Genomic DNA, 17,903 nt, shown 5'->3' on the forward strand with positions numbered 1-17,903 from the left:
AATCTTCTTAAATCGGAATTGGACTTTCTCAAATTTTCCAATCTTTCAATCTTCCAATTTTGCAATCAAAAAAACATGAAATACTCCTCTTTCCTAGCCGCGACCGCTATCCTTTCGCTAGCTTTTGCTTGCTCACAAAAACCTACTCAAGAATCTATCCAAGAAGAAATCAAACTTATGATCAAAGCAGAACAAGTGGCTGAACACAATGGAAAGCCAGTTTATCATTATGTCCTGGACAATGGGACCCTACAAGTTGAACTCTCCAATTACGGAGGCCTGATTCACAAAATCATTACTCCGGACAAAAACGGAAACAAAGAAAACATCACGCTTACCTTTGATACAGTAGAGGAGTACCTATCCAAACCCAATCCATTTTTTGGGGCAACGGCCGGAAGAGTGGCCAACCGAATTGCCGATGCAGAGTTTAGCCTCGATGGCACCAAATACACGCTGGCCAAAACCAACGGGGACAACCATCTCCACGGGGGAGTAGAAGGCTTCAATAAAAAAGTTTGGGATGCCGAGCCTTATTCCAATGACTCCACTCTAGGTGTGAAAATGACCTATCTCAGCGTGGATGGAGAGGAAGGCTATCCCGGAAATCTCCAAACTACACTTTGGATGGAATTGACCACGGACAATACCTTGAGAATTCGTTTTGAAAGTACCACAGACAAGAAAACCATCCTCAATCTCACCAATCATACCTATTTCAATCTGGGAGGGGCGAAAAGGGATATTCTGGATCATGAATTCCAGTTTTGGGCTGATTATTACACCCCGGTGGATGAGGAACTGATCCCAACCGGAGAGGTGAAAGATGTGACCGGAACTCCATTTGACTTTCGTACTCCAAAAATCCTAGGCGATCAGATTGCAGCCAATGGAGGAGGATTTGATCACAACATGGTCATGAAGATGGAACGGACTCCGGAAATGAAACACTTTGTGCGGGTTAAGCATCCGGAATCCGGAAGGGTGATGGATATGTACTCCGACAATGCAGGCGTGCAGTTTTACACGGCAAATTTCTTGGCCAATTTTGCCGGAGCAGATGGCAAGACTTATGAAAAACACTGGGGATTCTGCCTCGAATCCCAAAACTGGCCCGATGCCATTAATCATGAAAACTTCCCCAGCCCAGAATTAAATCCCGGGGAGAAATACGAGCATAGGATTGAGTATCGATTTTCAATCTCTAATTGAGGATAATTTCCAGAATGGATGATTTGATTTTCCACTAGCCATTCGGTAGAGGAATTCGGCTGGGAAAAAGGTTGCCAAAAAATTTCCAAAGGTCACCGTTTTCCCGGCCTTCAAAGTTTAACTTCGATCCTCAGGGAGATCTTTCAAAGCATTGAAAGTGAAGCCTCATCCCAAATTAGTTTATTTGTTTTCATTTAGAATTAGACTTTTAATTTCATTAAGTTGTAGATTATTAAATCATCACTATTAATAATGAGAAAAACAATTTATTTAGTTGGTTTTTTATTAGTTGTTTTTAGAACCCATGGTCAAGAAAGCAATTTGCTACCCGTTCAAAACAATAAGCCAGAAAGGTTGGAGTGGTTTTCGGGTTTAGGCTTGGGAATGTTCATCCATTGGAGCATGGATGTCCAAGTAGGTTCTGTAATCAGTCATTCAATGGTTGGAGCATCTGAAGAGTACCTTGAAAACTATTTTGCATTGCAAGATTCGTTTGAACCACAGAAATTTAACCCCAAGAAATGGGCTAAACTTGCCAAATTAGCTGGCTTCCAGTATATGGTATTTACTACGAAGCACCATAATGGTTTTTGTATGTATGATACAAAAACAACAGATTTTAATGTGATGAACACTCCATTCGGAAAGGATGCCACTAGGGAGATTTTTGATGCATTTCGAGAAGAGGGAATAGCCATAGGAGTTTACTTTAGCCCGGAAGACTGGAAATTTATTCACGAGCAGGGAGTCACGATAACACGAGATCATACCACCAAGGCTAATCCTGAGCATAATCCAGAATTAAATAGTTATGTTAAAGAGCAGCTAAAAGAGTTGTTGACTAATTATGGTAAGATAGATATTGTGTTTTTGGATGGTATGATGGGGTCAGCGTTCCTCAATACCGAATTTGCGGCCTATTGCTGGGAACTTCAACCGGATGTCGTCGTGACTCGCGGAGGTATGGAAACGCCGGAGCAACGTCTTCCCCAAGAACCTTTGTCGAATATATGGGAAGCTTGTTTTACTATGGGTACTCAGTGGCAATACAAGCCTACCAATGAAGTGTACAAGTCAGGTACTACAGTCATAAATATGTTGTTAGAGACCCGTGCCAAAAATGGCAATTTGTTGCTAAATGTGGGCCCGACGCCTGACGGAGAGATTCCAATAGAGCAAGAAAGCATTCTACGCGAACTTGGGCTTTGGATGTTGGTAAATAAACGAGCAGTGCAAGGCACATTACCTTACAAAAAGGCCAGTCAAGACAATCTTTATTTTACCCAGAGCAAGGACGGAAAATCACTTTTTGTGGCTGTCACTGACTTAGATTGGAAACATGGGGAGAGGAAAGAATTTCTAATTGAGGGAGTACAGGTGGAAGAAAATGGAAAGGTGGAGGTACTGGGCCATAACGGTGAAGTTGTTGTATATAAGCCAGATCTGGATGCTAAGGTTTATTGGAAAAATACAGATAGAGGATTGGAAATCAGTGCAGTACGGGGGCAAAGGTTATACAACAATTTCAAGTGGCCAAACCCTGTCGTAGTTGAGGTTATTGATTTTAAGGATCTAAATACTAAATAACCTAAACCTCCAAAAAAGGTCGAATTGTTGATGTATTTCCCTCCACATAGAAGAGATTAAAAGCCAGTAGAGTTGTGTGGGTCCTCTCACCCTCCCCTTTAGGATTTATAATTCCAAGGAGGGTTTTAGTTTAATTTTCATTTTCAGAAAAATACAAAAAAGTATCCTCCGGGCTTGACTCAATTTGATAAAAAACAATCCAGCCTCTGATGCTAAGCGGCTGGATTTTTTATTGCATCGATTAGGGTAGATAATCCAGAGCAACCTTTTTTATTGATCCAACCAGTTTTTGAATTCACTGGCTTTTTCCGAGCTGATTATCACAGCTTCTTTGCTCGGGGGATTCAGTTGTACAAAGAGCTTTCCCTTATGATAGCGTTCCACCTGCTGGATAGCTGAGAAGTGAACCAAAAATTGCCGGTTGGCACGGTAGAATTTACTGGGATCCAGGTCTTGTTGGATGGTCTCCAGATTGGATTCCATCAGATAATTCTTTCCATTTTGGGTGGTAAGGTGGACCACGCCGTTACTGGTATAGAAATAGGCAATATCTTCGGTAGGGATGGAAGAAAATTTTTCTCCCTGCCGAATGAGCCAGCGGGATTTGTAATTTTTTTGATCTGCCCGGATTTCTTCCAGGACTTTTTGGAAATCGGGTTGACTGGAGGATTTTCGGCCCAGTTGAAACCAATTTTGAAACTTTTCCAGACTTTGTTGAAGCTCTTCTTTTTTGATCGGTTTGAGCAAGTAATCGATGCTATTGACCTTAAATGCCTTGAGCATAAACTCATCAAATGCCGTGGTAAAAATTACCGGAGACTGGATTTTTAATTGGTCGAAAATTTCAAAACTGATCCCATCACTAAGCTGGATGTCCATGAAAATCAAATCGGGTTCCTGATGATATTTTAGCCATTTCACGGTCTCATCTACAGAATCTATGACCTCCAGTATTTGTATTTCCGGATCAATTTCCTCCAATATTTTCTGCAATCTTCGGAATGCCGGTGCCTCGTCTTCGATGATCAGTACTTTCATCTGTTTATAATTTGTTTTTTGGAGTTCAGATGGAATCCCTGCCTGAGGTAGGCAGGTCGCACAATTTACAATCATCCCAGTGTGTGTCGCTTGCGTCGTGACTGCCTGCGGAAGGCAGGCTCGATTTCATGCGGTCAAAATGCTGGGTATGGATTCTCGTTCCTCTTTGATTTCGATGATTGGTACTGCCACCATAAAGTTATGGGCAGTCTGGATGATATCGATCGGATCACAACCCAGCAATTCATAGCGTTTTCGAATGTTTTCCAAGCCTGTCTGGGTAGATCGCTCCAGGGTCTTTTTTGGTTGAAGGTTGTTTTTGATCACCAACGTACCTGAGCTCTGACTGTAGATTTCCAGAAGCAAGGGTTTCATTTTGGAAAGTGAATTATGCTTGATGGCATTCTCGATTAGCATTTGTAAAGTGAGTGGAGGGATAAAGTAGCTTTTTGATTTTTCGTCGATCTCGACTTTTACTGTCAGACTGTTCGGATAGCGAATTTCCAACAGGGAAAGGTAAGATTGGGCAAAGTCCAATTCCTCCTGTAAACTGACCAGTTCCCGGTCTTTTTGCTTTAAAATGTAGCGATAGACCTCGGAAAGGTTTTGGGTAAACTCAATCGCCATTTCCTGATTTTCTGCGATCAAAGTGGTCAATGTATTCAAGCTATTGAAAAGAAAATGAGGACTCATCTGATTTTGTAATACCTCAAATTGACTTCGTAAATGCTCGCTTTTCAATTGTTGATTTTGTACAAAAGACTGCTTCCAGTTTTGGAAGTAATAGCTCGCCTCATAAAAGGTCCCGATAATCAGGGAAATCACAAAGCTGAAGGGCATGCTTTGAAAGTAATCTTTCCAGGAAAGTATCTCTTGTTGGAAATTTGGTTCCAACAGGGATTTCATGATCACACTGGATATTGATATAAATAAGGTGAGGCTAAGTAAGGTCAAAATCAGCCTTTTTCCAGTTTGGGGGATGTGGGGAAAGACTTTTCGTAGTTTGAAAAAGATAAAAACAGCGCCGTTCCAGTAAACAGCGGTATAGATTAATGATACCAGATAGGCATGCAATGGAGAGCTATAGGCTAGATCATGACCTTCAATAAAATAGCTGGAAACAAAGGCTACAATCGGTATCCCTATCCATCGTATTGTTTTTTCTTTCAGTCTCATATTCCCGTGATTCTACTTAAAAGTAGAGAATTATGGATTGGATTGCATAGGATTTAGGCTCAAACCAGAATTTTTGACTTTGAAGCCGGAAATCAAAACCCTCAAACTGAAAACAATGGATAAATCTTTGATTTCAAGTTTAATGAGGGTTTTTCCGGATTTAATTCAAGATAGTCAGGCTTGACCTATTTTGTACTAGGTCTACTTTTTCCTACTCCCTAGTTTTCTGCCATCAATCAAAAAAAAACGGCGATGAAAGCAACTAAATCAATTCAGACTCTGACAGTTTTGATCCTGCTTATTTTAACAACAGGTTGGCTGTCCAGTGCAAATGCACAACAAACAGTAAAAGGTAAAATAATCGATGCTCAGGCAGAGTATCCCTTACTTGGAGCAACGGTGATTGTTTTGGATTCTAATCCATTGGTCGGCACAACTTCCGATGAGAATGGAAACTTCAAATTGGAAAATGTACCGGTTGGCCGACAAACCCTTCAGGTACAGTATCTAGGTTATACTAGTATAACTCTTCCCAATGTGTTGGTTACAGCAGGGAAGGAAGTCATTTTGGATATTAAGCTGGAAGAATCTTTAGCGGATATGTCGGAGTTTGTGTTGACCGCCCAAGCCGACAAAGATTTGCCTATCAACGACATGGCCAAAGTGAGCGCTCGTACCTTCAGTCCTGAAGAAACGACCCGCTTTTCCGGAGGCAGAAACGATGTGTCCAGATTGGCGGCTTCTTTTGCAGGGGTCAGTGCCCCGGATGATTCCAGGAATGACATTGTAGTGCGAGGAAATAGTCCTTCCGGCTTGCTCTGGAGAATCAATGGGCTTCCAGTGGCTACGACCAGTCACTTTGCTACCTTGGGAGTCACCGGAGGGCCAGTGAGTGCCTTGAATCCCAACATTCTTCGAACTTCGGATTTCATTACGGGAGCCTTTCCTGCCGAATATGGGAATGCCAATGCAGCGGTATTTGATGTGAATTTCCGAAATGGAAATACCGATAAGTTTGAATTTACAGGGCAATTGGGAGCTTTTACCGGAGCTGAATTAATGGCTGAAGGTCCTGTGAATCGAAAAAATCAGGGGTCTTTTGTCGCAGCCTACCGCTATGGGATTGCCAGCTTGGCTGCCACTGGAACCTCCGCAACTCCCTATTATCAAGACTTCAATTACAAGGTCAATTTGGGAGAAGGGAAGTTGGGTAAATTCGAATTATTTGGAATAGTAGGAAGGAGCAGTATCGATTTTCTGGGAGATGAGATCGATGAGACAGACCTCTTTGCAGACCCCAATCAAAATGCCTATGTAGAAAACAGCCTCCGGATTTTTGGCTTGGCTCATACCTTGAGATTGGGTAGGACTGCATACCTGAAGACTACCTTAGGTTCCTCTTCCAACGAAAATTCATTTTATCAGGATAATTTGATTCGTGATGAAGCAGGGAATCAAATCAATTCTTACCGTGCTGTGGAGGTAGAAAACCAAGAGAACCGCTACACCTTGAGCATGCTTTTCAATAAGAAATTCAATGCCAAATGGAGCTTGAGAGCAGGCTATTTGGGAGAGACCTACAATGCGGATTTTTTACTGAGAGATCGGGACAATCGAGTGCAGATTCCAGACGAAGATGGAGATGGGATTCCTGATTATTTTCTGACGCTAAGGGACGTGGATGAGTGGTTTATGATCGGACAAAATTATGTCCAAGCCGAATACCGAGTCTCTGAAAAATTGACGACCACCTTCGGACTTCACAGCCAGTTCATGAACTTGAACAATGATTTTGTAGTAGAACCAAGAGCAGCTGTCAGCTACGAATACAAGCCTGGTCAGAAATTTAGTTTCGCCTATGGGATGCACAGTCAGCAGGTTCCTTTCCCTATTCTCTTCTTGGAAGAAGAAGTCACTCCCGGAAATTATCAAAGAACCAACCTCGATCTGGATTTTATGCGAAGCCAGCATTATGTCCTAGCTTATGACCGAAGAATTGGCTTGGATTGGAGAGTCAAAGCGGAAGCCTATTATCAGTCATTGAGGAATATTCCGGTAGAGGTCAATCCGAGTTCCTACTCAGTGATCAATGAAGGAGCAGACTTTGGATTTGATGAGCGTGCAGGATTGGTCAGCGAAGGTGTAGGAGAAAATTACGGCGTGGAATTGACCATTGAGAAGTTCTTTTCGAATAATTACTACCTGATGTCCACCTTATCCTTGTATAACTCAACTTATGAAGGAAGCGATGGGATAGAAAGGAATACTGCATTCAACAACGGATTTGTATACAATTTCCTGGCAGGAAAGGAATGGGCAGTTGGCGCCACTGGCAAAAACTCCATCACCTTTGACACGAAGTTTACCACAGCCGGTGGAAGACCCTTTACTCCGATTGATTTGGAGTCCACGATTGAGAATGGCGGTCGGGAAGTGTTTTTTGAAGATCAGGCTTTTAGTCAGCAGTTGAATGATTATATGAGATGGGATGTGAAAGTTGGATTTAGAATCAATAGCAGCAGGAAAAAAGTCTCTCATCAGTTCTTCTTGGATCTTCAGAATGTCACAAATAGGGAAAATGATTTTGCCCAGAGATACAGCCCAACTACCAATCAGATCAACACCGTGACACAAATCGGTTTTTTCCCCGATGTGATGTATAGAATCCAGTTCTAAAACTTTAAAAGTTGTTTTGTCGCCGGTACTCTCCGAGAGGAATTCGTTCTTTCTTGGAGAGTTTTTTTATTGGGCTTTTAGCTTCTTTATCAATTCAATAAAGTAAGCTTTCGACCAAATCTCAACGGCTTTTGGATCAGGTATAAACCGGATGATATCTTCTTTTGCCTGATCGAAATTAAGTGAATCGATTTTTTCTGAAAGTAGAATTTGAAGATCCTTGAAAGAAGCTTCCTGCTTAAGATGTCCTGATTCCATAGCCCTCACAGAGAAGTGTTGTAGATGGATAGCATGACCATGTCGGATATACCATTCTAAGTCAAACCAGTCTCTTCCTTTTACTCTGGATTTCCATTGCCTAAAGAGTAAGGCATACATTTTTCCTGCAAACAAGTCTTCGATTTTGAAGCTATTTACATAAAAAGAGAAAGGCCTGAGAAGCAGTTTATTTTCTGTCTGAAATGAAAGTGGAGGAAAAGTATCTACTTCCAGTTTGATTTTTAGGGTGGGTTTGGTGATAGGTAAGGGAAAAGTAGTTTGTTCCAGGATCAATTCTTTCCAATTGGTTTCAGCCTTGAGGAAGGCTGATTCGATTTGTGAATTGATCGACTTTGGTTTTTCCCTTATCGAGACCTGCATTCCCAAAGCTTCAAATTCTTCAATCAAATAGGGTAAATAGGAATTAATTGAGAATTCCCTTATTTTCTCTAAAAGAGAAAAATCCAAATCCTCAGAGAAGCGTGGCAATTCATGAAAAATTCTTAAACAGGTGCCTCCGTAAAAGGCAGCTATTTTGAAAAATCCAGCCCTATAAAGTCCAGCCAACGCTACCTCCTGCATGATTTCCCGAAGGGCACCCAGTAGTTGCTCCTCGCTTTTGGGATTGTATTCCTCGATCCATTTGGTAATCATGGTCGTTCGAGGGTTTGGGTAAAAAGGGATAAACTCGATTTTTTGGGTGAAAAAGGAATCCAAGATTTCATTTCTTCCAAGTCAAATTCGGTAAGGTCGCTTAGGTTGATTCGAAGGTTATCTTCCAGAAATCGGGCAACATCTATTTTGCTTCGAAACAAGATGCCCGAAGTAAAGACTATCTTGTCCCAAATTGCCTTTTCAGGTTTGGCGATTATAAAGAATCCTGATTCTGGATTCCCTTGATTACTGAGTCCAAGTGAGAAATAGCTGGGTTTTACATGGGTGTAATCAAATACTCCAAGATCAGTTCGGAAAGTTTTACTAGGTCTTGTGGTGACTGAACTTGTCTGATAGACACGTTCGGGAATAAGTCCATGGAATGAGAGGGCGGATTCCAATGAGATATAACTTGGGCCATAGAGTTGGTTGGCTAGAAGAAAAGGGTGAGGGACGAGATCCGAAATTCGCTTTCCCAAGACATAAAGCCCTTTTTTGATCTGCACCAAATCCCCAGACTTTACCCAATAGTTGATCTTATCGTAGGGCCTACGGTAATCCCTAAGTAGTGGTAAAATTGCCGAAGTAGCCAAGGGAAAGTTTCCTAATCCTTTTAGCGCCAAAAGTTCATTCATATGTCAAAAATACAGGTATAATTCGGAAATATTCCGAATTATGTATGAAAAAATTACAGGTTTGCTTTCAATTTGAAGTTTTCCCCGATCGCTCGGATTACTTTTAAAATGGTTTCAAACTGGGGTTTGGAGTCTGGGGAGAGGGCTTTGTAAAGGCTTGGCCGGCTGAGTCCGGTTTGTTCAGCGATGCGGGACATTCCTATTGCCTTTGCCACATGGCCAAGCGCAACGATGATTTCTTGGGCATTTCCTTCTTCGAGTACGGTATTTAGGTATTCCTGAACCATTTCCTCATCATCGAGGTATTGGGCAATGTCAAATTTTAAGATATCCATATTAGTTTTCTTTGTATTGATTCCAGAGAGCCTTTGCTTTTTTGATGTCGGATTTCTGAGAACTCTTATCCCCGCCCATTAGTAAGAGTATGATTTTTTCTCCCTGCCTTCGAAAGTAAATTCTGTAACCCGGACCATAATGGATGCGAAATTCTTCAATTCCTTCACCAACAGAAGAGACATCTCCTAAGTTTCCTGCTTCTACCCGTTGTAGCCTCAAGAGGATTTTAGCTTTGGCTTTCCTGTCATTGAGTTTTTTAAGCCACTTGTCGAATTCTGAGGTTTTCTCCAGAAGAAACATACGTAAATGTAATCACTTGGATACAAAATGAAAAATGTTTCAAACTGAGTCTCGGATTTAGGATATAAAATTATTCCAAGTTTGCAGAAATTTTATGGGGATACATAGCCTCCAAGGGTCAAAAAATCACATTCCTCACAAGGTTTAAAAATGCCTTGGAGGGTTTTCTTATTTTTCTTAGTCTAATGGGTAAAATTCTAATAAGGCTTAAAAAATTAAATTCTGGTTACTTACAAAAATCTTCAATAAGTCCTTTGGCTTCCTCATTACCTTTATCTAGGGCATTTTTCCAATCTAAGCAGGCAAGATCAGTTTCTTCTAATTTAAAATATGCAATTCCTCTCATAGTAAGAGCCAAAATTGTAATTTCAGGATATTCTTTTTTTAGCTTGCTATCACTATTTATAATGTAAGAAAAGTCTCCAATAGCATTTTTCGATTTTTGAAGGCCATTAAGAAAAATTTCACCTCTCAAAAAATATGCGAATAAATTTTGGCTATTTAATTCTATTGATTTGCTAACATCCTGCAATGCATTATTGTATTGTTTAAGTTTAAAGTTTGTTTTTGCTCTTGAAATCAGTGCTTTTTCCGGGTTTTTTGCAGTTTTAATTGCTAAATCATGATAAAAAAAAGAAGAGTCTAATTTGTTTAAATGAAAATAGATTTCGGCCTTCTGTGAATATTCTAAATCTGAAACCTCGGAATTTAAAATAGCAATCTCTATGCTATTAAGAGCCCCTTTATAACGTTTTTCAGCTTGAAGGTAATGCGATTTCTTAAAATGTAATCTTCCTTCTTTTTGATTTGTTCTGATTGCTTCCTCTATATATTCCAATGCAAGTTTTGATTCGTTCTTTTTCCATGCTTCATCAGAAAAAACTTCAAACTCTCTTGATTTTAAATTTTTACAAGAGAATAATATTACTAATCCCAAATAAAAAAAGCTGCTATAAAATCTCAAGAGATTGCATGTTTTGAAACTACTAGTTAATTAAAATTAATAATTGAACCAACCTCCTGCACCTCCTCAAATCCCTGATACGCACATACCACTGCCTCAAAATCTTCCAGATTTCCGAGGTGCTTTAAGGCCAAAGGATTTCCAAAATGAACCAATATACAAGGCTTGCTTTTTGCCAAAGCCTTGATTTCATCTAATTCGACCTGATCCATCCCAAATTGATTCAAGGACTTATGGCTTGGTACAAAAACAGCCAAAATCACTTTTTCTGCTAGTTCGATTGGGGCAACAGGTAAATCCAGTTGCTGGGAAAAGACACTTGAGTTTTGAGTGAAATATTCCCGGTATCCCAGTTTTTTGTCTTTTGCCAAAGCTTGGAGATTTTCAGGATTGATCTCTCCAAAAATCACCGAAACGTAGTTTTTCGCCAGATCTTTTTGAAGCCTGGAATGCTGGTCCCAATCGAAAGTTGGAACTTCAATATTCTTGGACTCCATCACACCTAAGCGCTTTTTCAAGTCCATTATTTTTTGGAAAACCAAATCCGCTTCTTCCTCTGATGTATTTTGGGAAATTTTCTGAATTCCCTCTTTCACATGATCCGAAAAGCATAGGATGTCATTTCCCGCATGGAAAGCCTGCCATTCCAATTCTCCCGGTTCTGGATAAAGATTAGCTACTGCCTTCATATTCAAGGCATCTGAGATGACCAATCCCTGAAAGCCCATTTCCCCCTTTAACAAATCGGTAATTAAGGCTCGGCTGATACTGGCTGGTATGTCTTTTCCTCCAGTCAGTGCCGGAACTGCCAAATGGCCGACCATGATCATTTCTACTCCTCGGTCGATTCCATATTGGAAGGGTAAAAGTTCTTCAGCTTCAAGCTCTTCCTTGCTTTTATGCAAAATCGGCAAGCCCAAATGGGAATCCACCGCCGTATCTCCATGTCCCGGAAAATGCTTCAAACAGGCTCCAATCCCTGCTTTTTTCATCCCTGAATAAGCTGCAAAGGAAAGTTTGGCAACTTTCTCTGGATCATCTCCAAAAGAGCGATAGCCGATCACTGGGTTATTCGAGTTGGTATTGACGTCAGCACAGGGAGCCAAATTGAGATGAATTCCGGATCGCTTCATATCCATTCCCATGCGATAGCCTACTTCTTCCACCCATTGTTCAGCATCCTTTTTCAAAGCTCCCAAAGTGATGGCAAAGGGATATTGAGGTGTTTTTTCTATCCGCATCGCCAAACCGTATTCCCCGTCTACACTAATTAGTAAAGGGATTTTGGAAAGTTTTTGGTACCGGTTGATCAGGCTAATCAGTTTTTCAAAAGTGCCCGAAACGTCTAAGGTCTCTGCTCTTTTCTCAAAGTTGGCCGCTGCGGAATGTCTACTATGGAAAAAAGTCAGCCCACCAATTTCCTGTTCCTGAATCAATTTTTCTATTGCCTGATAATTCTCCTCCGAATCATGGATGAAAGCTGCAGGAGAGAAGCATTGGGCGATTTTTTGGGTTTTAAGCATTTGAAGATTCAAATATTGAAAGTACTTGTCCGCTGTGGCGGATTGGAGAATTAAGTTGTAAGGTTGTAAGGTTGTAAAGTTGCAAGGTTTCCCAGAGTAAAATGCCACAATGGTCTCCAAGGGCTCGTAAATCGTACTTCGTAACTCGTATTTTTTAAGCTTTCTGACTTTAGCTTTCTAACTTTTTCCCAAACTCCCTCGGGTACTTCGCCACATAGGCCATCACAAAACTTGGAATTGTAGCCAAAACCACCCAAACGAAGAAGCCGGGATAGCCCAGCCATTCCTGCATATATCCCGAAACCATCCCCGGAATCATCATTCCCAAAGCCATGAAACCCGTAGCCAAGGCATAATGAGCAGTTTTGAAAAGACCTTCAGCCAAATAAATCAGAAAGACCATGTAAGCAGCAAACCCAAAACCATAACCTAACTGCTCAATTACGACTACAAAGGCCGGGAAAATAAAACCCTCAGGCTGTTGCCAGGACAGGAGCACATATCCCAAATTCGGTGCATTAATCGCAAAGGCCATGGGCATCATCCACTTGCCCAAACCATCTCTGGAAATGACAATTCCACCGATGATTCCACCTGCCAAAAGGGAAATCACTCCCAAAGTGCCATACAAATAGCCCACATCCGTGACGCTCAGACCCAGTCCTCCAGCGGCTTTTTCATCTAAAAAGAAAGGAGAAGCCATCTTCACCAGTTGAGATTCTCCTAAGCGATAGAGCAGAACAAAACCCAGGGATAGACCGATATTTTCCTTGGTGAAAAAGGTAGAAAAGACCTTTCCAAAACTGGGCTGATCTTCCTTTTTCACCCGGACTTCTTGCACATTGGGAGTGGAGAAAAAGTTGATCAGGGTCAGAAGAAGCATCAACCCCGCCACAATAATCATGGTCCAAGACCAGGCTTTGGTCGGGTCACCCAAACTTTCTTCCAGATTACCGGCAATTACCACAATCAAACCCTGTCCGGTGATCATTCCTACTCGATAAAAGGTGCTTCGCATCCCTACAAAAAAGCTTTGCTGATCGGGTTTTAAGGCAATCAGGTAGAGACCGTCTGAAGCGATGTCATTGGTGGCGGAGGCAAAGGCTCCCATCCAAAAAAATGCAAGAGTAATGGTGAAAAACTGATTCAATCCCGTAGTCAAACCTACTCCCAGAAAAACCAGTGAGAGAATGAGCTGCATGGACAGGAACCATTTCTTTTTGTTTCCAAAAAGCTCCAAAACCGGACTCCAAATGGGTTTGATCACCCAGGGTAGATAAAGAAAAGAGGTGTAAAGCCCAATATCGGCATTGGAAACGCCCAAACTTTTGTACATGATCACCGATACAGTAATGATGATGACGTAAGGGACCGATTCGGTCAGATAGAGAGAGGGTACCCAAATCCATGGGTTTTTGGAGGGATTTTGGGTCATGATTTTCTCAATAAATGCTGGTAGACGCTGATTTCGGAGCCCTCAATGATTTTTGCCCCGACCGCCTTCTCATAAAACTCTGCCGGACCTACACCCCCGATGACAGCATAGGCATAGCCCATTTCCCGAAGAGATTCGAGCGATTTCAGGAGTAAGAGTTTTCCGATTCCTTTTCCCCTCTCGGATTCTAAGGTGCCGGTGGGTCCAAAGAAATTCCTCGCCGTGCACTCATAGCAAGCAAAGCCCAGAATTTCGTTTCCCCGCTGGGCAATCCAGCAAGCAACCGGCTGACGGGAAAAAGCAACTTCCACCTCAGATTTCCAGTAAGCTCCAAAATGCTCGTAAACCCAATCACAGACCAAGTGCTTTTCCGGGGCAATTGCCTTCCGAAAGTGGATGTTCTCTTTTTCCTGCAATTTGGCTTCCAAAGCCCAAGACTCCGGGAGTTCTGTCAGGCGGACGAGCATGTCTTTCATGGGCGGGAGGTTTTAGGGGTTTGGAATACCTGAGTCTGAACGATTCTTCCGTAATGATCTATCCATCGGATGGCCAAATACTCTGTATTCAAACTCGGAACTTCTAAATATCGGACTCTCGATCCACCTACCCAAGCCGTGTGAATAATTGCCTCGTGGAGAGTGCCCAGATCATTTCCTCCCTGAACCATCGCAAATCGGATAGCAGGGTCAAGCGGTTTTTCCAATTGGATTTGGGTTTTTTCCGAATTGCTTTTCACATCAAACACGACCGGAATTTCGATGACGGCAGGCGTCTTGGGGTCAAAAGAAGGAGGGAGAGTCGGTCGATCATACACTTCACTTTTTAGGAGTTGAGCAACATCTCTGTTTTTGGAATAGATTGATTTGGCCGAAAAAAAGGAGTTACCTTGGATTTGGGGCAGGGTGCGCCCATAGTTCAGTTGTGTGTTGATTTCGGCTGGATTTTTCCAAGCTTCATCCGAGTCTTCACGGACTTTATATGGACCATTGCCTAGGTAAATAGGAATCCCAAAGCTGTTATTGGACCACCAGTCGGCCAGTTTTCTATGAGAGGCCAAAGGATGCTCCATGCTCCAGTATAGTTGAGGAATCAGGTAGTCGATCCATTGGTTTTTCATCCAGAGCAGGACATCGGCAAAAAGGTCATCATAGTTTGTCTGTCCAGCCCGAGTAGGAGAACCTTTGGGGTCTTTGTCCTGATTTCTCCAAACGCCAAAGGGAGAAATGCCAAACTGCACCCAAGGCTTGGTGGACTTGATGGTTTGATTCAAGGCAAAGATCAGTTCATTCACATTTTGCCTCCTCCAGTCATCTAAGGACTGACCGGGTTTTTTGTATTTATTGTAAGAAACCCGGTCAGGGAATTCCTGCTTGGGTTCACGATAAGGATAGAAGTAGTCGTCAAAATGGATGGCATCGATATCATAATTGCTTACTACTTCTTTGATAATGGCTAAAAGGTGATTTTTCACCTCGGGGAGTCCGGGGTCGTAATACCACTTGGTTCCGTACTTCAGCATCCAATCCCGATGCTGATAGAAGTCATGGGATTTGCTGAGCTCTTCTGTTTTCAGGTCCATGGTAGCCCGATAGGGATTGAGCCAAGCGTGAAATTCCAGCCCTCGGTCATGGGCCTCTTTGATCATCCAGGTAAGAGGATTTTCTTGGGTTTGGGGAGCTTGGCCTTGTTTTCCCGTCAGGTATTTGGACCATGGAGCATAATTGCTGGGATAGAAAGCATCCCCTGCGGTACGGATTTGGACGATGACTGCATTGAAGTTTAAATCCTTGTAATAGTCCAAAAGAGCCAGATAATCCTTTTTTTGCTTTTCCCAAGGGTCCGTACCTGAGATAGGCCAGTCAATATTAGCGACAGTCGCTATCCAAACACCCCTAAACTCCCGGGGGATGTCGGGCAGTCGATAGGATAGGGGCTGAAGTGCAACTGGCGGTAGAACTGGAGTTTTGGTGGGAAGGATTTCCGATGTTTTTGGGGCGCCAGTTACCGGTCCGCTAGTTTTATTGGTAGGTGGAGAGGGGACAGATGGTTTTTGCGTTTTACAGGCTGTGAGAAAAAAGAGACAAGCGAAGGTCCAAAGGACCCATTTTGAGGTGGAATGCATGGAGGGGATTAAAGCTGGGGTACTGGTTTGAGTTTGAGGTCAGAAAGGTTTTTTCTCAGTTGATTCATGAATTTGTCTCCAGGGTCAGTCTTCACTGTGCGATAATTGGGATCGGCTTCTTTCCAAAGGTCGGTCTCCTGAAAATTTTGGTATTCATGATGCCCGATTACATAGTCGATAGGATATTTTCTTTTCAAATAGCGGATCAAAGCCTCATTTGCCTTCAGCTGTTTTTTGGTCAGAGGCATAGCATCACTTCCTATGTTTTCAATTCCTATGGCCAGATAGTTTAAGCCAATTGTGTGCCGAGCGAAAGCCGTGTCAGGCAAAAGTCTGAAAATCGTCCCATCCCGATCAATTAAAAATTGGCTGGAAACATTCAGATTGCTTGCCCCTGTCAAATCCGCCCTGCCTCCCAAGGTCGGCGGATCAAAAACATCAAAAGTCACCTCGATATTGTCAATCGCCGTCCAATGCACCACGACCATCTGCGGGTCAATGCTTGCACTGGTTTTTTCAAGTCCATGCCGGTCTTTGAGGTATTGAATAGATAGCTGTTCCCTTTCTTCGTTCCAGGTGATGGGCTTGTCGAGAATTCGGAAGCTTGCTTTTGGACTGCAGGAAAAGGCAAAAATGCAGGCCAGCAATGAAGCTTTCCAGTGAAGATTGCTTTGCATTTCGGAAGTGCTTGGGGTTTTGATTCTTAAAGCTAAACTAGCCAGAATTCCCAAAAATCAGTCCCTGCTTGGCCAAGAATCTTTTGTCTCTTTCTATTTTTAGATTAGTTTTTGTATGAAAATCCAATGGAAAGGTTTGATCTTTGGGCAGAAATAACAATCAAGCAATTGTTTTCAAGTCTTCCTCGATTTTGTAAGAACAGCACACTTTCAAGGATAAAAAAACCAGAAAAAAGTCAATTTATGTTTCAGTCAATAAGATTAACCCTACTGGTACTAGGCATCTTTTTGTTGAGTAATTCCTGCTCCAGTCAGGATCCTGCGCCCGATTCGGACCCGAAGCAAAACCTGAATCCTTATTCTTTGGGGAGAGTGGGAAGCCCCGATAATGCTGAGTCAAGTACGGAGGCCGGACTGGTTCTCATGGGGGGAAGTACGGATGTGGACGCGGCGATGCGTTGGATGATTGAGCGATCGGGCGGGGGGGATTTTCTGGTAATTCGAGCTAGTGGAGGTGACGGGTACAATGACTACCTGTATGATTTGGGCGGACTGAATTCTGTAGAAACTCTTCTTTTGAATTCGAAAGAATCAGCCAACAATGACTTGGTTTTTCAGACTATCAAAAATGCCGAGGCCCTTTTTATCGCTGGGGGAGACCAGTCTGTTTATTTGGAAATGTGGGAAGGGACCTTGGTAGAAGAGGCTATCCAATACCTCATCCATGACAAAAAGATTCCCATTGGAGGAACAAGTGCAGGTTGTGCTATTATGGGTGAATTTGTGTATTCCGGTGAAAATGGCTCCATCATCAGTCAGGAAGCGCTTCGCAATCCTTTTGATTCAAGGTTGACAGTAAGAAAATCAAGCTTGATCAATCATCCTTTTCTCAAAAACACGATCACGGACCAGCATTTCTTCCAAAGAAGCCGGGAAGGGAGATTGGTGACATTTATGGCCAGACTGAAAAGCGAAGCCGGAGAAATACCCCTTAAGGCCATAGGAGTTGACGAACGAACTGCGGTTGCAATCGATAAAAACGGAATAGCCCAGGTTCTTGGGCAGTCCTATGCTTACTTCCTCTTGGACAACCTACCTAACCTTCAACCCGAGAAAATGGAAAGATCGGCTCCCTTGACTTGGAGCCTAGGCGGTGAGGCTTTGAGATACAAGGCAGTAAATCAGGCACAAAACCTCAACTTGGACCTTAATCCATGGGAATTCGATTGGGATGGATTTTGGTATGTGGAAGAAGGAATTCTCAAGAGAAATTGACCGAGTTTGATTTGGGTTAAAGTCCAGTACCTTTC

At 42.4% G+C, this 17,903-nt stretch carries 16 protein-coding genes; 4 read left to right on the forward strand and 12 right to left on the reverse strand.

What is annotated here, in order from left to right; translation table 11 throughout:
* Positions 1 to 75 precede the first annotated feature (75 nt).
* The gene (locus AAA943_RS08610) at positions 76 to 1,212 is read left to right on the forward strand and encodes an aldose epimerase family protein (protein ID WP_338223820.1); all 1,137 of its coding nucleotides are present in this window, start codon (positions 76 to 78) and stop codon (positions 1,210 to 1,212) included.
* A 252-nt stretch (positions 1,213 to 1,464) separates the two neighbouring features.
* Positions 1,465 to 2,799 carry an alpha-L-fucosidase gene (locus tag AAA943_RS08615; protein ID WP_338223821.1) on the forward strand — a complete coding sequence of 445 codons (1,335 nt, stop codon included), beginning with the start codon at positions 1,465 to 1,467 and terminating at the stop codon, positions 2,797 to 2,799.
* A gap of 270 nt (positions 2,800 to 3,069) precedes the next feature.
* Here AAA943_RS08615 and AAA943_RS08620 read toward each other — a convergent pair whose 3' ends face one another.
* Both AAA943_RS08620 and AAA943_RS08625 read right to left on the reverse strand, forming a co-directional pair.
* On the reverse strand, positions 3,070 to 3,837 hold the full coding sequence (locus AAA943_RS08620; RefSeq protein WP_338223822.1) for a LytR/AlgR family response regulator transcription factor: 768 nt from the start codon (positions 3,835 to 3,837) through the stop codon (positions 3,070 to 3,072).
* Positions 3,838 to 3,963: 126 nt separating this feature from the next.
* Complete coding sequence (locus tag AAA943_RS08625; RefSeq protein WP_338223823.1) at positions 3,964 to 5,013, reverse strand: sensor histidine kinase; 1,050 nt, start codon at positions 5,011 to 5,013, stop codon at positions 3,964 to 3,966.
* Positions 5,014 to 5,265: 252 nt separating this feature from the next.
* On the opposite strand from AAA943_RS08625, the gene AAA943_RS08630 reads away from it, so the two are divergent.
* On the forward strand, positions 5,266 to 7,689 hold the full coding sequence (locus AAA943_RS08630; RefSeq protein WP_338223824.1) for a TonB-dependent receptor: 2,424 nt from the start codon (positions 5,266 to 5,268) through the stop codon (positions 7,687 to 7,689).
* A gap of 66 nt (positions 7,690 to 7,755) precedes the next feature.
* Here the strand turns inward: AAA943_RS08630 and AAA943_RS08635 are convergent, their stop codons facing one another.
* From AAA943_RS08635 to AAA943_RS08680, 10 genes are all read right to left on the reverse strand, one after another.
* Positions 7,756 to 8,601, reverse strand: a complete 846-nt coding sequence (locus AAA943_RS08635; RefSeq protein WP_338223825.1) for a nucleotidyl transferase AbiEii/AbiGii toxin family protein — start codon at positions 8,599 to 8,601, stop codon at positions 7,756 to 7,758.
* Entirely contained in the window at positions 8,598 to 9,236 is a 639-nt protein-coding gene (locus tag AAA943_RS08640) for a type IV toxin-antitoxin system AbiEi family antitoxin domain-containing protein (RefSeq protein WP_338223826.1), read from the reverse strand. Before AAA943_RS08640 ends, AAA943_RS08635 begins: the two co-directional genes overlap by 4 nt.
* A 53-nt stretch (positions 9,237 to 9,289) precedes the next feature.
* Positions 9,290 to 9,571, reverse strand: coding sequence for an addiction module antidote protein (locus AAA943_RS08645; protein ID WP_338223827.1), 282 nt, complete (start codon positions 9,569 to 9,571; stop codon positions 9,290 to 9,292).
* A gap of 1 nt (position 9,572) precedes the next feature.
* Positions 9,573 to 9,872, reverse strand: coding sequence for a type II toxin-antitoxin system RelE/ParE family toxin (locus tag AAA943_RS08650; RefSeq protein WP_338223828.1), 300 nt, complete (start codon positions 9,870 to 9,872; stop codon positions 9,573 to 9,575).
* 226 nt (positions 9,873 to 10,098) lie between these two features.
* Positions 10,099 to 10,836, reverse strand: a complete 738-nt coding sequence (locus tag AAA943_RS08655; protein ID WP_338223829.1) for a tetratricopeptide repeat protein — start codon at positions 10,834 to 10,836, stop codon at positions 10,099 to 10,101.
* Positions 10,837 to 10,862: 26 nt separating this feature from the next.
* Entirely contained in the window at positions 10,863 to 12,359 is a 1,497-nt protein-coding gene (locus tag AAA943_RS08660) for a glycoside hydrolase family 3 protein (RefSeq protein WP_338223830.1), read from the reverse strand.
* Positions 12,360 to 12,528: 169 nt separating this feature from the next.
* Positions 12,529 to 13,794, reverse strand: a complete 1,266-nt coding sequence (locus AAA943_RS08665) for an MFS transporter (RefSeq protein WP_338223831.1) — start codon at positions 13,792 to 13,794, stop codon at positions 12,529 to 12,531.
* Positions 13,791 to 14,270: a GNAT family N-acetyltransferase gene (locus AAA943_RS08670; protein WP_338223832.1), complete on the reverse strand. Its 480-nt coding sequence runs from the start codon at positions 14,268 to 14,270 to the stop codon at positions 13,791 to 13,793. Before AAA943_RS08670 ends, AAA943_RS08665 begins: the two co-directional genes overlap by 4 nt.
* Positions 14,267 to 15,916 (reverse strand): glycoside hydrolase family 10-like protein, encoded by a 1,650-nt coding sequence (locus tag AAA943_RS08675; protein WP_338223833.1) that lies wholly within the window; start codon positions 15,914 to 15,916, stop codon positions 14,267 to 14,269. Before AAA943_RS08675 ends, AAA943_RS08670 begins: the two co-directional genes overlap by 4 nt.
* Before the next feature lie 8 nt (positions 15,917 to 15,924).
* Positions 15,925 to 16,593, reverse strand: coding sequence for an N-acetylmuramoyl-L-alanine amidase (locus AAA943_RS08680; protein WP_338223834.1), 669 nt, complete (start codon positions 16,591 to 16,593; stop codon positions 15,925 to 15,927).
* Between the two features lie 243 nt (positions 16,594 to 16,836).
* On the opposite strand from AAA943_RS08680, the gene AAA943_RS08685 reads away from it, so the two are divergent.
* Positions 16,837 to 17,868 (forward strand): cyanophycinase, encoded by a 1,032-nt coding sequence (locus AAA943_RS08685; protein WP_338223835.1) that lies wholly within the window; start codon positions 16,837 to 16,839, stop codon positions 17,866 to 17,868.
* The last annotated feature ends 35 nt before the right edge of the window (positions 17,869 to 17,903 follow it).

This window comes from Algoriphagus confluentis (genome assembly GCF_036245625.1).
GTDB classification, from domain to species: Bacteria; Bacteroidota; Bacteroidia; order Cytophagales; family Cyclobacteriaceae; genus Algoriphagus; species Algoriphagus confluentis.